Consider the following 13,949-nt stretch of genomic DNA (forward strand, 5'->3'; position numbering starts at 1 on the left):
GCGGGCAGGGGCGGCAGGCGGACGGCTCAGAGGACCTCGGCCAGGCGGGCGAAGGCGACCACGTTGCCGTCGTACCCGTCCTGCTGGGTGAAGCCGCCGCCGCAGGTGATGACCCGCAGCTCGGCGGTGCCCTTGGACGCATAGACCCGGTCGCCGGGGAAGTCGTGCTTCGAGAAGACCTCCACGCCGTAGATCTCGAACACCGCGGTCTTGCCGTCCTTGCGGGCGATCTCGACCCGGTTGCCCTTCTTCAGCGCGCCCAGACCGTAGAACACCGCCGGGCCCCGCGCGTTGTCCACGTGCCCGACCACGACCGACGTGCCCTTCTCGCCCGGCGACACCGCGCCGGTGAACCAGCCCGCCAGGTTCGGGTCCTCGGGAGGCGGCGCGGCCACCCAGCCGTCCGCGTCCAGGCCCACCGGCAGGATCGGCGCGTCCACCTGGATCGCCGGGATCCGCACCCGGTCCGGCACCGCGTACGGCAGCGGCGGCAGCGCGCCGACGACGGCACCCGGGGTCGCGCTGTCCGCGGCGGCCGCGCCGGCCGGCTGCGGCGCGGGCCCACGTCGAACTCCCCGGAGCCGTTGCGGAGCAGCGCGAGGCCGGTGAGCAGGACCAGCGCTATCACGCCCCACGGGGCGCGCCTCCTCGGACGCGCCTCCTCTTCGGCTTCGGCCGGCTCGAAAGCTGACATTCGCCTTCCCCTCTCGACACGGCCGTCGCCGTGTCACTCGCGCATGACGTGAACGCTAAGCGGAGGGTGCGCCACCGGCGACGGGACGGCGGCGAACGGGTGGCCCCCGGGCGGGCGGCGTGCGCCATCCGAGGTGATCCCGGACGAAGATCTTCTGACGGTCCGTGACCTGCGGCGATGGCCCCGCCCGCAGGGGAGGGGCGGGGGTGGCCCTCAACCGTACGGACCATTCCCGAAATGCGCGGCGGCGCAGGGCAACTGAGGGTCTTTCCGGGAGACGCTTTCTCGCCGATCGGACCGGGGACGGGACCCGGGGCGTCTCCCGCGGAGGATCACATGCGCAACACACGTGCCCTTGCGGCCGCCGGAGCCGCGGTCGCCGTCCTCGGGGTCGCCGCCCCGGCGGCCGTCGCGGACGGCGGACGGGTCGCCAACCCGTCCAACATCACCGCCCTGCCCAGCGTCATCGCCCGGGGCGGCCAGCTCAGCATCACCGTCGACGGCTGCCCCAACGGCGGCCACGCCACCTCGAACGCCTTCCCGCGGACGAACCTGACCCCGGTCAACAACCGCAACGACACGGCCCGGGGCACCGCCACCATCGACGACAACGCCCGCCCCGGTCCCTACGACATCACCGTCCACTGCTCGGGGCGCAGCCTGACCCGCCCGGCCGCCTTCACCGTCATCGGCGGTGTCCGCGGCGGCATCGGCGGCAGCAGCACCACCGGCGCGACCCCCACCGACATGGCGATCGGCGGATCGCTGGTGGCCGCCGCCGTCGTCGGCAGCGGCTTCATCTGGATGCGCCGCCGCGCCGAGAAGCGGATCTGAGGCGCTGTTTCCCTCGGTCCCCTGTTCCGCACGTGCCCGAAACCCGCGCCCTGGACCCTGTCGGTGTCCGGGGCGCGGCCGTGCGCGTGCTGACGGTGGCCGGCGAGCCCGAGCAGCGCCAGGACGTCACCGCCCGCCCCGCTCGGGAGGTGACGGTGCGCTTCACCGTCCGCCGGGCGGCGACGGGGAGCCACCCGTGGGAATCGGCACGCTGACTGGGGAGTTCGGCGTACGGCGATGAACACCGGTGAGGCCCCCGTGTGACGGCCGCCCCCGACCGCTGTGGTCGGTTGGGGGCGGCAGCCGCGCCTTCTGCCTAGCTCTTGACCTCCGGGAACAGCCGCAGGAACGGCTCCGTCGTCGCGGCGAGGCCCCTGCCGTAGGGCGCGTCGAAGTCCCAGATGAGGAACAGCAGGAAGGCGATGAGCGCCGAGAACAGTCCGGCGAGGATCAACTCGCGGCGGGTGCGCCGGATCTGCAGCGCGAAGATCATGCCGATGGTGACCACGGCTCCGGTGACCAGGCCGAACCACACCACGCCCGGCATGGTCGCCCCGGTCGACTCGGCGCGCGCGCTGCGCGCCTGGTCGGCGGCGGCCACCTGGTCCACCAGCGGCTGGTAGGCCTGCGCCTCGAAGTCGGTGCGCGGTTCGTAGTCGGTCACGTCCTGGCGCAGCCGGTCGAGCAGTTCGTCGCCCTCGTCGGTGAGCCGGTCGTCGTCGGCCATGGTCTTCCACTCGGTGGTGACGACGTGTCCGACATAGGCGTTGACATCGTCGCGGATCCGGTCACGGATCTCGGCGGGGTAGACCCGTACCCGCTGGGAGACCTCGTGCAGGGCGACCGCCTCGGCGCGGACGTCGTCCTGGGCGGCGCTGCGGCCCTCCCAGACGCCGGCGATGGCGAGACCCAGCACGATGGCGTACACCACGCCGATCCACATCGTCATGTACTCGATGACGTCCGGTGTCTCGCTGGGGTCCTCGTCCTCGGCCGCTCTCCGGTGCCTCAGGAACGTGATGATCACGACGACGGCGCAGGCGGCGAGCATGGCGAGGGTGAGAACAAGCCATTCCGGCAAGAGGTGCCTCCAGGAAGAGAGGGCCGATCGGTGGTGCGGGCGGTCGTCAGCGCGGGCGCAGGGCGGCCACGGCGACCACCGCCGGGGTGGTGATGAGCAGGACGAAGACGAGCGGCGACGTGGTGCTGCGGGCGGGCCGCTTCACCTCGGCCGCGCGGTGGCGCGGGTAGGTGACGGTCCGCAGGGTCGGTCGGGGGCTCGGAGAGGCGGACGGCTTCGGCTTCGACGGGGGCGGGGGCGCCGGACGGAGTGTCGGGCGCGGCCTGGCCGTCGGCGTCGGCTGGGGCGGCGGTGGGGCGGGGCGGGCCTTGGGCGGCGTGACGGCCGCACGTCCGGCTGGGCTTCGGCGGCGGAGGCGGGTCGGCGTCGGCGTCGGCGTTGGCGAGGGCGGTGGTGGCGGAGGAGGGGGCGGCGTCGGGGTCGGGGTGGGTGTGGGGGTCGGCGTGGGGGTGGGTGTGGGCGGAGGTGGCGGGGGAGGCGAGCAGGGCGGGACGTCCCAGTCGATGTGGCCCGCGATCGCCACCGCCTCCGTGCCGCCCGGCCCCGTCGAGGCGTACGCGCAGGCGTCCGCCGCCGCCTGGCCGGGTGCGCCGGCGAGCGCCCAGAGCAGCGTGACCACGGCCAATACGCGCGCCGCGGTACGGGTTTGGGTCGGTACGAGTGCTTGCACGACGAAGATCATGAGTCGTCCGGGGCCGTGCCACGCACGAGAGCCAGGGGAATGCCACGAAGGAGTTAAGAAAAGAAAAACGGGCCGCCGTTGAACACAACCTGTGCCGCCGTGCGTACCCCTCGTCGAGCGGCGGCGCGGCAGAGCGCTGCGACACCTCTGCGATCATCTGGAGTTGACGATGAAGACCTCCTGGCGGACCGCCTCACTGGTGGTGAGCGCCGCGGCGGTGCTGACCCTGACGACGGCGTGCGGTCAGGACACCCAGCCGCCCTCCAGCCAGAACGTGGGGATCACGGCGCCGGGCGACCTCGGCGGCATCGGAAGCGGCGCGCAGGCGGGCCAGACCTCCCCGGCCCCGAGCCAGCCGGCCAACACGGCGGGGCAGCTGAACGTGGCCACCGACGCCAAGCTCGGCAAGGTGGTGACCGACGAACTGGGCCTGACCCTCTACCGGTTCGACCAGGACTCCGCGAACCCGCCCAAGTCCAACTGCGACGGGGACTGTGCGAAGACCTGGCCGCCGGTGCCGGCGGACGACGCCTCGGCGGGCGAGGGCATCGACAAGGCGCTGCTCGGCGAGATCACCCGCGCCGACGGCACCAAGCAGCTGACCGTGGACGGCTGGCCGGCGTACCGGTACGTCAAGGACGTCAACGCCGGTGACGTCAAGGGCCAGGGCGTGGGCGGCAAGTGGTTCGCGTTCACGCCCGAGGGCAAGAAGGCGCAGTCCGCCGACCTGCCCGGGCTGTCGACCCGTGAGGACTCCAAGCTCGGCGAGATCGTCGTCGACGAGAAGGGCATGACGGTCTACCGCTTCATGAAGGACGAGGCGTGGCCGAAGCCCGTCTCGAACTGCACCGGGGACTGCGTGAAGAAGTGGCCGATCGTCTCCCCGGTCGACTTCGACGACACCAAGGGCATCAAGAAGAAGGGCTACATGACCTTCACCCGGCCCGACGGCGCCGAGCAGCAGACCATCAACTGCTGGCCCATCTACACCTTCGCCGGCGACAAGGCGCCCGGCGACACCAACGGTCAGGGCGTGGGCGGCACCTGGTACGCCGTGCGACCCGACGGAAAGCCGGTCGGCGCGCCGGAGAAGTGACGACCTCCCCAGGGTGCCGACCCCGGCGCCGCCGGCCATGAGACCGCCCCTCCGCGAACCAGCGGAGGGGCGGTCCGTTTTCCCCTGTTCCCCCCGCGGGCCGAAACCCTCCGGAGTGACGTGATCACGTCACGTGACGATCCTGTGCACCCGCAAAGCGTGCACGTGCCAGAGGCAGTGACCGGGAACGGATGGTCAATTTCCGTTTGGGGTCGCCCTGTTGGCGGGCGATCAGTAGCCTCTGCTCGAACACCGGATCGCCTACGCCTTGGAGAGATACATGGAGCGTCCCGCCTGGGCCCCGCGGAGCATCGACATCACGGTGCCCAGTGTCTCCCGGATGTACGACTACTACCTGGGCGGTTCGCACAACTTCGAGGTCGACCGGGAAGCCGCCCGCAGGGCCATGGAGTTCATGCCGGGACTGCCCAAGGTCATGCAGTCCAACCGGGCGTTCATGCGGCGCGCGGTGCGCTACGCCGTCGCCGAGGGGGTCACCCAGTTCCTCGACATCGGCTCCGGCATCCCCACGTTCGGGAACGTGCACGAGGTGGCCCAGGAGGCCGACCCCGAGGCCCGGGTGATGTACGTGGACCACGACCCGGTGGCGGTCGCGCACAGCAAAGTGGTCCTGGAGGGCAACGACCGCGCCGACGTCCTCGCGGCCGACCTCCGCAAACCGCGGGAAATTCTCGGCAGTGACGAAGTCGGCCGGCTGATCGACCTGAATCGGCCGGTCGCGCTGCTTCTCGTTGCCATACTTCACTTCGTGGAAGAAGCGGACGACCCGTACGGGGCGGTGGCCGAACTGCGCGAGGCCCTGGCGCCCGGGAGCATGCTGGTGCTCACCCACGCCACGTACGAGGGGATCCCGTTGCCGCCGGAGCGGGCCGAGGGGGCGGTCGACGTGTACCGAGACATGCGCAACCCGCTGATCATGCGCACGCGCGACGAGATCGCGCGGTTCTTCGAGGGGTACGACATGGTGGAACCCGGACTGGTGCCGATGCCGCGATGGCGTCCCGACACCGCACCGGAGGACGAGGATCCCTACGCCTTCTCCGGTCTCGCGGGCGTGGGGCGTACGGCGTGAGCGCGGAGCCGGACGGGCCGGAGGGCAGACTGCGCCGGTTCGCGACGATCTGGAGCCGGGCCGTGTACCCGGTGACCTCGACCGCCGCCACCCGCCCCGAGTTCGAGGAGCGGCTGCTCCCGGTCGCCCGGCGGCTGAGCGAGGCGCTGCGCGCCCGGTCGTTCGACGCGGAGGCGGGCCGGGCGGCCGGCGCGGCGCTCGTCGAGGCGCACTGCACGGACCCCGAGGCGCTCGGCCGCACCCTCGACTGCGTCGACGCCTACCTCGTCCTCTACTGCGGCGACGACGGCGACCGCGAGACCCTCAGGACACGCAGCGCGCGCCTCCAGCACGCCATGGCGGCCGGCTTCGCCCAGGCCCTGCGCGAGCGGACGCTGGCCGAGCAGGAGGCCATCGCCAAGGCGGCCCTGGAGGCGCAAGGCGTGGTCGCGCAGGCCCTGCACGCCACGGAGACGCGGTTCCGCGCGGTCTTCGAAGGCGCGGCCATAGGCATCGGCATCGCCGACCTCGAGGGCAGCATCCTCCAGGTCAACGGCGCCCTCAGCCGCATGTTCGGCCTGACCGAGCAGGCCCTGCTGGGCCGCAACGTCAAGGACTGGACACACCCTGACGACGCCCCGCAGACCTGGCGGCTCTACGAGGAGCTGGTGAGCGGCGAGCGCGAGCACTACCACGTGGAGAAGGCCTTCCACCGCCCTGACGGAACGGTCCTGTGGACCAACCTCACCGTCTCCCTGCTGCGCGACGCCGACGGCGAACCCCAGTACCAGCTGGCCCTCATGGAGGACACCACCGAGCGGCGGCTGCTCAACCTCCGGCTGCGTTACGAGGCCACCCACGACGCGCTCACCGGGCTGCCCAACCGCACCTTCTTCTTCGAACGCCTGGAGAAGGCCCTCGCGGCCCGGCCCGGCCGGCGGTTCGGGCTCTGCTACCTCGACCTGGACGGCTTCAAGACCGTCAACGACAGCCTCGGCCACGCGGCCGGCGACCGCCTCCTCGTCGAGGTCGCCGACCGCCTCCAGTCCTGCGCCACCGCGCCCGGCGAGATGGTGGCCCGGCTCGGCGGCGACGAGTTCGTCGCCCTCACCACAGGACCCGACACCCGCCGCACGGTCGACGAGCTGGCCGGCCGCATCATGAACGCCCTGCTCGCCCCCATCAGCATCGACGGCCGGGAACTCACCGTCCGCGGCAGCATCGGCATCGTCGAGGGCCCGGCGGGGGAGCGCAGCGCGGCCGAGGTGCTGCGCAGCGCCGACATCACGATGTACCGGGCGAAGGCGGCCGGCGGCAACCGCTTCGAGCTGGCCGACCCGGAGGCCGACGCCCGCGCCATCACCCGGCACGGCCTCACCACGGCGCTGCCCACGGCCCTGGACCGCGGCGAGTTCTTCATCGAGTACCAGCCCCTGGTGCACCTCGGCGACGGCAGCGTCCGCGGCGCGGAGGCGCTGGTGCGCTGGCTTCACCCGCAGCACGGGGTGCTGTCCCCGGACCGCTTCATCCCGCTCGCCGAGCACACCGGGCTGATCGTGCCGCTCGGCCGCTGGGTGCTGGAGCAGTCGGTGCGTCAGGCCCGCGAGTGGCGGGACGCCAACGGCGGCGACGCGCTCGGCCCGCTGCGCATCAACGTGAACCTGTCGCCCTGCCAGCTCACCCACCCGGGCCTGGTGCAGGACACCGTCGAGATCCTGGAGCGCACCGGCGTCGCGCCCGACGCGCTGTGCCTGGAGGTCACCGAGTCCGCGCTCATCGGCGCCGACGACGACCTGCTCAAGCCGCTGCGGCGGCTCGCCGAGATGGGCGTCGACATCGCCCTCGACGACTTCGGCACCGGCTACTCCAACCTCGCCAACCTGCGCCGCCTCCCGGTGAGCGTCCTCAAGCTGGACCGTTCCTTCACCCAGAGCATGCAGCAGTTCCCCGCCGACCCGGTCGACCTCAAGATCGTCGAGGGGATCGTCTCGCTCGCGCACAGCCTCGACCTCGCGGTCACCGTGGAGGGCGTGGAGACCGGCGCGCAGGCCGAGCAGCTGCGCATCCTGGGCTGCGACACGGCCCAGGGCTGGTACTACGCCCGCCCGGGCCCGCCGGAGCGGCTGCACGAGCTGGCGCTTGTGGACGCGACGGGATGAGATGAGCACCATGACGGACGGGGAGCAGGAGGCGGTCCGGGCCGCCGTCGAGGGGGAGCTGCGGCTGATGGACCCCGCCGTGCGGTCCTCCCGCGCCGGGACGACGCTCCTGCTGGACCCCGAGTTCGTCGAGGTGGGCGCGTCCGGGCGGCGTTATACGTACGAGGACATGGTCGCGGAGCTGGCCGAGCACCCTGGCAGCGCGGAGGGCGGCCCCGTGCACGAGCCGTCGGACATCGTCGGCGTACTGCTGGCGCCCGGCCTGGTGCACCTCACCTACGAGACTTGCTTCGAGGGCCGCCGCGCCCGCCGCAGCTCCATGTGGCGCAGACGCGACGAGGAGACGGGCTGGCGGATGTACTACCACCAGGGCACGCCGGTGCCGCCTGAGGTGACCTAGCCTGTGCGGGCTCGTTGTGGCTGGGCGCGCAGTTCCCCGCGCCCCTGAAGGTGTTGGGCGAGGGGCCTGCCCAGTGCAGTCGCCGGGGGCGTCAGGCGCTCGGCCCGTGGTGATGTCGCCGCGCTGCGGCGTCGGCGGCATCTTTCGCGACCTCGTCTCCGCGCCGGTCGTCGGGCACGGGGAGTGGGTCGGCTCGGTCGGTGCCGCCTGAGGTGCCTTGGTCCGTGCGGGCTCGTCCTGGCCGGGCGCGCGGTTCCCCGTGCCCCTGAGGGCGTCCGGCGGGCGCGTCGGTGCTCACCGCTCCAGCAGCATCCCCTGCAGCTCCCGCGCCGCCCGCGGCGGCGCCACGTCGCTGCGGTGGGCCAGGGCGATCGTCCGGTGCAGGCCCGGGCGGGCCAGCGGGGTGACCCGCAGACCGTGACCGGAGCGGGCGGCCACCATCCGCGGCACCACCGCCACGCCCAGGCCCGCCCGTACGAACCCCAGCACCGCGTCCATCTCCCCGCCCTCCACCGCGAACTCCGGCTCGAAGCCCTCCGCCCGGCACGCGGCCACGGTCAGCTCCCGCAGGTCGTAGCCGTGCCGGAACATCACCAGACGCTCGCCCTCCAGATCGGCGATCCGCACCGCACGCCGGCCCCGGCCCGGGCGGGGCGCGTCCGGCGAGGACACCACCACCAGGTCCTCCCGCAGCAGCTCCACCGTGGTCAGCGCCGGGGAGGGCGTCGGCAGCGGCAGCACCACCAGGGCGAGGTCCAGCGCGCCGCGCGCCAGCTCGCGCACCAGGTCGTGCGAGCCGCCCTCCTCGATCAGCAGCCGTACGCCCGGATAGCGGTCGTGGAAGGCGCGCAGCACGTCCGGCAGCAGACCCGTGCACAGGCTCGGGGTCGCGCCGAGCCGCACCCGGCCGCTGCGCAGCTGTGCCACCTCCTGCACCTCGTGCCGTGCGGTGTCCGCGTCCGCCAGGATCCGCCGGGCCAGCGGCAGCAGCGCCTCGCCCGCGTCGGTCAGCGTGATGTTGCCGCGCGCCCGCCGGAACAGATCCGCGCCCAACTCCCGCTCTAGAGCCTTGATCTGCTGCGACAGGGACGGCTGGGCGACATGGACCAGCTCGGCGGCGCGCGTGAAGTGCCGGGTCTCGGCCACCGCCACGAAGTACTGGAGCTGCTGGAACTGCATCCAGCCATGATAGGCGTCCCCTATCGAATCGAGCCGCACCATGTCTTGGACCGATGGGGTCCCTCGGCCCTAGCGTCTGGTGACATGGCTCTGGCAACGCGGACGGACCGACGGCCGTCCATGGCACGCACCGTGTGGGACTCGACCGTCGGCAAGAAGACAGTGATGGCGGTCAGCGGCCTGATCATGCTGCTGTACCTGGTCGTCCACATGCTCGGCAATCTGAAGATCTTCTTCGGGGCCGGGGAGTTCAACCACTACGCCCACTGGCTGCGGACGGTCGGCGAACCGTTCATGCACTACGAGTGGACGCTGTGGGCCGTCCGCGTGGTGCTGGTCCTCGCCGTGGTCGCGCACGCGGTCTCCGCGTACCAGCTCAGCCGCCGCGACATCAAGGCGCGCCCGGCCAAGTACGTTCACAGGAAGGCCCGGGCGAGCTACGCCACACGCACCATGCGCTGGGGCGGGATCATCCTCGCCCTGTTCATCGTCTGGCACCTCCTCGACCTGACCACCGGCACCGTCCACTCCGGCGGCTTCGAGTCCGGCAAGCCCTACCAGAACGTCGTGGACACCTTCTCCACCTGGTACGGCAACACCATCTACATCGTCGCGATGCTGGCCGTCGGCCTGCACATCCGGCACGGCTTCTGGAGCGCCGCCCAGACCCTCGGCGCCGGCAGCCGCACCCGCGACCGCGCCCTGAAGACCACCGCCAACGCCCTTGCGCTGCTGCTCACGGCCGGCTTCCTCGCCGTCCCCGTGGGCGTCATGACCGGAGTGGTGAGCTGACCATGACCTCGTACACCGACTACACGACCGGCGCCCCGGTCGCCGACACCAAGGCCCCGGCCGGACCGGTCCACGAGCGCTGGGACACGCGCCGCTTCGAGGCCAAGCTGGTCAACCCCGCCAACCGGCGCAAGCACACCGTCATCGTCGTCGGCACCGGCCTCGCGGGCGGATCCGCCGGCGCCACGCTCGCCGAACAGGGCTACCACGTCGTCCAGTTCTGCTACCAGGACTCCCCGCGCCGCGCGCACTCGATCGCCGCGCAGGGCGGCATCAACGCGGCGAAGAACTACCGCAACGACGGCGACTCCATCCACCGGCTCTTCTACGACACCGTGAAGGGCGGCGACTTCCGCGCCCGCGAGTCCAACGTGCACCGCCTGGCGCAGATCTCCGTCGAGATCATCGACCAGTGCGTCGCGCAGGGCGTGCCCTTCGCCCGCGAGTACGGCGGCCTGCTCGACACCCGCTCCTTCGGCGGAGTCCAGGTCTCCCGCACCTTCTACGCCCGCGGCCAGACGGGCCAGCAGCTCCTCCTCGGCGCCTACCAGGCGCTCAGCCGGCAGATCGCCGCCGGCAACGTGGAGATGCACCCGCGCACCGAGATGCTCGACCTGATCGTCGTGGACGGCCGGGCCCGCGGCATCGTCGCCCGCGACCTGATCACCGGGAAGATCTCCACGTACTTCGCGGACGCCGTCGTCCTGGCGAGCGGCGGCTACGGCAACGTCTTCTACCTGTCGACGAACGCCATGAACTCCAACGCCACCGCGATCTGGCGCGCGCACCGGCGCGGGGCGTACTTCGCCAACCCCTGCTTCACCCAGATCCACCCCACCTGCATCCCGCGCACCGGCGACCACCAGTCCAAGCTCACGCTGATGAGCGAGTCGCTGCGCAACGACGGCCGTATCTGGGTGCCCAAGGCGAAGGGCGACACCCGGCCGCCGGCGCAGATCCCCGAGGACGAGCGCGACTACTACCTGGAGCGCATCTACCCGTCCTTCGGCAACCTGGTGCCCCGTGACATCGCCTCCCGAGCCGCGAAGAACGTCTGCGACGAGGGCAGGGGCGTGGGCCCCGGCGGCCAGGGCGTCTACCTGGACTTCGCAGACGCCATCAGGCGCATGGGCCGCAAGGCCGTCGAGGCCAAGTACGGCAACCTCTTCGACATGTACCAGCGGATCACCGACGAGGATCCGTACGAGGTGCCGATGCGGATCTACCCCGCCGTGCACTACACGATGGGCGGCCTGTGGGTCGACTACGACCTCCAGACCACCATCCCGGGCCTGTTCGCGATCGGTGAGGCCAACTTCTCCGACCACGGCGCGAACCGGCTCGGCGCGTCCGCGCTGATGCAGGGCCTCGCCGACGGCTACTTCGTGCTGCCGGCGACCCTCAACGACTACCTCGGCCGCAACCCCAAGCTCGACGAGGTGACCGACGGCCACCCCGCCGTGCGGGAGGCCCTGACGGAGACCGAGCAGCGCATCGAGCGGCTGCTGTCCGTCGACGGCGACCGCACCCCGGACTCCTTCCACCGCGAGATCGGCGAGCTGATGTGGGAGTTCTGCGGCATGGCCCGCACCGACTCCGGACTCCGCAAGGCCCTGGAGCGCATCCCGCAGATCCGCGAGGAGTTCTGGCGGCGCATCAAGGTGCCCGGCACCGGCGAGGAGTTCAACCAGTCGCTGGAGAAGGCCAACCGCGTCGTCGACTACCTGGAGCTCGCCGAGCTGATGTGCCTCGACGCGCTGCACCGCACCGAGTCCTGCGGCGGCCACTTCCGCGAGGAGTCCCAGACGCCGGACGGCGAGGCGGCCCGCAAGGACGACGAGTTCTCCTACGCGGCCGCCTGGGAGTTCACCGGGACCGGCGAGGCTCCGGTCCTGCACAAGGAAGACCTGGTCTTCGAGTACGTCCACCCCACCCAGCGGAGCTACGCATGAAGCTCACCCTGCGCGTCTGGCGCCAGAAGAACGCCGACGCCGACGGCGCCATGTCCACGTACGAGGTGGACGGCGTCTCCCCGGACATGTCCTTCCTGGAGATGCTCGACACCCTCAACGAGGAGCTCATCCTCAAGGGCGAGGACCCGGTCGCCTTCGACCACGACTGCCGCGAGGGCATCTGCGGCGCCTGCTCACTCGTCATCAACGGCGACGCCCACGGGCCCGAGCGCACCACCACCTGCCAGCTGCACATGCGGTCCTTCAAGGACGGCGACACCATCGACATCGAGCCGTGGCGGGCCGCGGCCTTCCCGGTGATCAAGGACCTGGTGGTCGACCGCTCCGCCTTCGACCGCATCATCCAGGCCGGCGGCTACATCACCGCGCCCACCGGCGCCGCCCCCGAGGCGCACGCCACCCCGGTGCCCAAACCGGACGCGGACTTCGCCTTCGAGCACGCCGAGTGCATCGGCTGCGGCGCCTGCGTGGCGGCCTGCCCCAACGGCGCGGCGATGCTGTTCACCTCCGCCAAGATCAACCACCTGAACGTGCTGCCGCAGGGCGCCCCCGAGCGGGAGACCCGGGTGCTGGACATGGTGGCGCAGATGGACGAGGAGGGCTTCGGCGGCTGCACCCTCGCCGGCGAGTGCGCCACCGCCTGCCCCAAGGGCATCCCGCTGACCTCCATCACGGGCATGAACAAGGAGTGGCTGCGGGCCACCCGCAAGGCCGGCAAGCGGTAGCCGCCTCCAGAGACGTTCGCCGTACGGTGCGGACGGGCGGGGCCGGGAGAAGGTGCTCCTTCCGGCCCCGTCTCGCGTTCCACGACACCGTCTGTCGCACTGTGGAAAATAAAGTGCGATTAATTACTTTCGTCCTGTTTTTTACCTCCTGATCAGGAGAACCGGAGAGGTGTGACCTGAGAGGAGGGTGATGACAGATGATCACCCGCGAAGAGATCTCGATCCTGCTGGATCACCCCGTGTACGACGGGGACGGCAACAAGATCGGCGACGCGAAGCACGTCTTCCTCGACGACGCGAGTGGACGCCCCGAGTGGGTGACCGTCAAGACCGGGATGTTCGGCTCCAGTGAGTCGTTCATACCCATCCGTGACGCCTCCATGGTCCAGGACCATCTCGAGGTGCCCTACCCCAAGGACAAGGTGAAGGGCGCGCCCAGCGTGGACATCGACGCGGGTGGCCACCTGTCGGTGGACGAGGAGCACCGGCTCTACGAGTACTACGGCATCAACTGGGACAACGTCCTCACCGACCCGAAGGACACCGACACCGCCACGGGCAAGGCCGGGACCGCCGGCGCCGCGGGCGCGGCCGGAGCGGCGGGCGCCGCGGGCACGGCGGCGCGCGACCGGACGCCGCGGGACACGTCCGGCACCTCCGGTGCGGCCGGCATGACGGGCACGCAGGGGGCATGTCCTCCGCGGCCGGCGCCAAGGGCACCACCGCCGAACGGTCCGGCGCGGCCGGCGCCATGTCCCGCCGCGGCGAGGCCGGCACGCGCGGCACGAGCGACGCGATGACGCGCTCCGAGGAGCGCATGCACGTCGGCGTCGAACGCCACGAGAGCGGCCGGGCACGCCTGCGCAAGTACGTGGTGACCGAGGAGGTCCAGCAGACCGTCCCGGTCCGCCACGAGGAAGTACGCGTGGAGCGCGAGCCGATCACGGACGCCAACCGCCAGGAGGCCATGTCCGGGCCGTCCTTCAAGGAGGACCAGCACGAGGTCACGCTGCACGAGGAGCGCCCCGTGGTGTCCACCGAGGCCGTGCCGGTCGAGCGCGTCCGGATGACCACCGAGGAGAAGGTCACGAACGAGACCGTGCGCGGCCGGGTGCGCAAGGAGCGCATCGAGGCCGAGACGGAGATGACCGACGAGTCCGGCCGCAAGGACCGCGGGGACACCCCCGGCCGCGGCCGTGACATGCCGGGCCGGGACCGCGAGCGGTAAGCCCCCGTCCTCGCTCTCCCCCTCGACGCGCCGG

General features: G+C 71.6%; 11 protein-coding genes and 2 pseudogenes. 10 read left to right on the top strand and 3 right to left on the bottom strand.

The window, feature by feature from the left end; translation table 11 throughout:
• Positions 1-26: 26 nt before the first annotated feature.
• Positions 27-694, bottom strand: a pseudogene (locus tag AY578_RS30315) (class F sortase).
• 336 nt (positions 695-1,030) lie between these two features.
• On the opposite strand from AY578_RS30315, the gene AY578_RS30320 reads away from it, so the two are divergent.
• Both AY578_RS30320 and AY578_RS30325 read left to right on the top strand, forming a co-directional pair.
• The gene (locus AY578_RS30320; protein ID WP_019521363.1) at positions 1,031-1,528 is read left to right on the top strand and encodes a hypothetical protein; all 498 of its coding nucleotides are present in this window, start codon (positions 1,031-1,033) and stop codon (positions 1,526-1,528) included.
• Positions 1,529-1,560: 32 nt separating this feature from the next.
• Positions 1,561-1,743: a hypothetical protein gene (locus AY578_RS30325; protein WP_019521362.1), complete on the top strand. Its 183-nt coding sequence runs from the start codon at positions 1,561-1,563 to the stop codon at positions 1,741-1,743.
• Positions 1,744-1,844: 101 nt separating this feature from the next.
• Here the strand turns inward: AY578_RS30325 and AY578_RS30330 are convergent, their stop codons facing one another.
• Positions 1,845-2,609 (bottom strand): bestrophin-like domain, encoded by a 765-nt coding sequence (locus AY578_RS30330; protein ID WP_078504443.1) that lies wholly within the window; start codon positions 2,607-2,609, stop codon positions 1,845-1,847.
• An 851-nt stretch (positions 2,610-3,460) separates the two neighbouring features.
• Between AY578_RS30330 and AY578_RS30335 the strand changes: the two genes are divergently transcribed.
• The 4 genes from AY578_RS30335 (at position 3,461) to AY578_RS30350 (ending at position 8,018) form a co-directional block, all read left to right on the top strand.
• Complete coding sequence (locus tag AY578_RS30335; protein WP_019521359.1) at positions 3,461-4,387, top strand: SCO0930 family lipoprotein; 927 nt, start codon at positions 3,461-3,463, stop codon at positions 4,385-4,387.
• A gap of 280 nt (positions 4,388-4,667) precedes the next feature.
• A complete protein-coding gene (locus tag AY578_RS30340) occupies positions 4,668-5,480 on the top strand; it encodes an SAM-dependent methyltransferase (RefSeq protein ID WP_019521358.1) in 813 nt (270 codons plus the stop codon).
• Complete coding sequence (locus tag AY578_RS30345; RefSeq protein ID WP_019521357.1) at positions 5,477-7,618, top strand: putative bifunctional diguanylate cyclase/phosphodiesterase; 2,142 nt, start codon at positions 5,477-5,479, stop codon at positions 7,616-7,618. The genes AY578_RS30340 and AY578_RS30345 overlap by 4 nt, the downstream gene beginning before the upstream one ends.
• 10 nt (positions 7,619-7,628) lie before the next feature.
• Positions 7,629-8,018, top strand: coding sequence for a nuclear transport factor 2 family protein (locus AY578_RS30350; RefSeq protein WP_028959054.1), 390 nt, complete (start codon positions 7,629-7,631; stop codon positions 8,016-8,018).
• 294 nt (positions 8,019-8,312) lie between these two features.
• Here the strand turns inward: AY578_RS30350 and AY578_RS30355 are convergent, their stop codons facing one another.
• Positions 8,313-9,197, bottom strand: coding sequence for a LysR family transcriptional regulator (locus AY578_RS30355; RefSeq protein WP_019521355.1), 885 nt, complete (start codon positions 9,195-9,197; stop codon positions 8,313-8,315).
• Between the two features lie 120 nt (positions 9,198-9,317).
• Between AY578_RS30355 and AY578_RS30360 the strand changes: the two genes are divergently transcribed.
• The 4 genes and pseudogenes from AY578_RS30360 to AY578_RS30375 all read left to right on the top strand — a co-directional run bounded on the left by AY578_RS30360 (position 9,318) and on the right by AY578_RS30375 (position 13,915).
• On the top strand, positions 9,318-9,989 hold the full coding sequence (locus tag AY578_RS30360; RefSeq protein ID WP_019521354.1) for a succinate dehydrogenase: 672 nt from the start codon (positions 9,318-9,320) through the stop codon (positions 9,987-9,989).
• 2 nt (positions 9,990-9,991) lie between these two features.
• Positions 9,992-11,941, top strand: a complete 1,950-nt coding sequence (locus AY578_RS30365) for a fumarate reductase/succinate dehydrogenase flavoprotein subunit (RefSeq protein ID WP_019521353.1) — start codon at positions 9,992-9,994, stop codon at positions 11,939-11,941.
• A complete protein-coding gene (locus tag AY578_RS30370) occupies positions 11,938-12,687 on the top strand; it encodes a succinate dehydrogenase/fumarate reductase iron-sulfur subunit (RefSeq protein ID WP_019521352.1) in 750 nt (249 codons plus the stop codon). Before AY578_RS30365 ends, AY578_RS30370 begins: the two co-directional genes overlap by 4 nt.
• A 197-nt stretch (positions 12,688-12,884) precedes the next feature.
• Positions 12,885-13,915, top strand: a pseudogene (locus AY578_RS30375) (DUF2382 domain-containing protein).
• The last annotated feature ends 34 nt before the right edge of the window (positions 13,916-13,949 follow it).

Origin of the sequence: Streptomyces thermocarboxydus (assembly GCF_024760485.1) — a bacterium.
Lineage (GTDB): Bacteria > Actinomycetota > Actinomycetes > Streptomycetales > Streptomycetaceae > Streptomyces > Streptomyces cellulosae.

Excerpts from the sequence above, each read along its gene's own strand:
- AY578_RS30320 (WP_019521363.1), top strand. The coding sequence starts at position 1,031 with ATGCGCAACACACGTGCCCTTGCGGCCGCCGGAGCCGCGGTCGCCGTC.
- AY578_RS30335 (WP_019521359.1), top strand. The coding sequence starts at position 3,461 with ATGAAGACCTCCTGGCGGACCGCCTCACTGGTGGTGAGCGCCGCGGCG.
- AY578_RS30340 (WP_019521358.1), top strand. The coding sequence starts at position 4,668 with ATGGAGCGTCCCGCCTGGGCCCCGCGGAGCATCGACATCACGGTGCCC.
- AY578_RS30350 (WP_028959054.1), top strand. The coding sequence starts at position 7,629 with ATGACGGACGGGGAGCAGGAGGCGGTCCGGGCCGCCGTCGAGGGGGAG.
- AY578_RS30355 (WP_019521355.1), bottom strand. The coding sequence starts at position 9,197 with ATGCAGTTCCAGCAGCTCCAGTACTTCGTGGCGGTGGCCGAGACCCGG.
- AY578_RS30360 (WP_019521354.1), top strand. The coding sequence starts at position 9,318 with ATGGCACGCACCGTGTGGGACTCGACCGTCGGCAAGAAGACAGTGATG.
- AY578_RS30365 (WP_019521353.1), top strand. The coding sequence starts at position 9,992 with ATGACCTCGTACACCGACTACACGACCGGCGCCCCGGTCGCCGACACC.
- AY578_RS30370 (WP_019521352.1), top strand. The coding sequence starts at position 11,938 with ATGAAGCTCACCCTGCGCGTCTGGCGCCAGAAGAACGCCGACGCCGAC.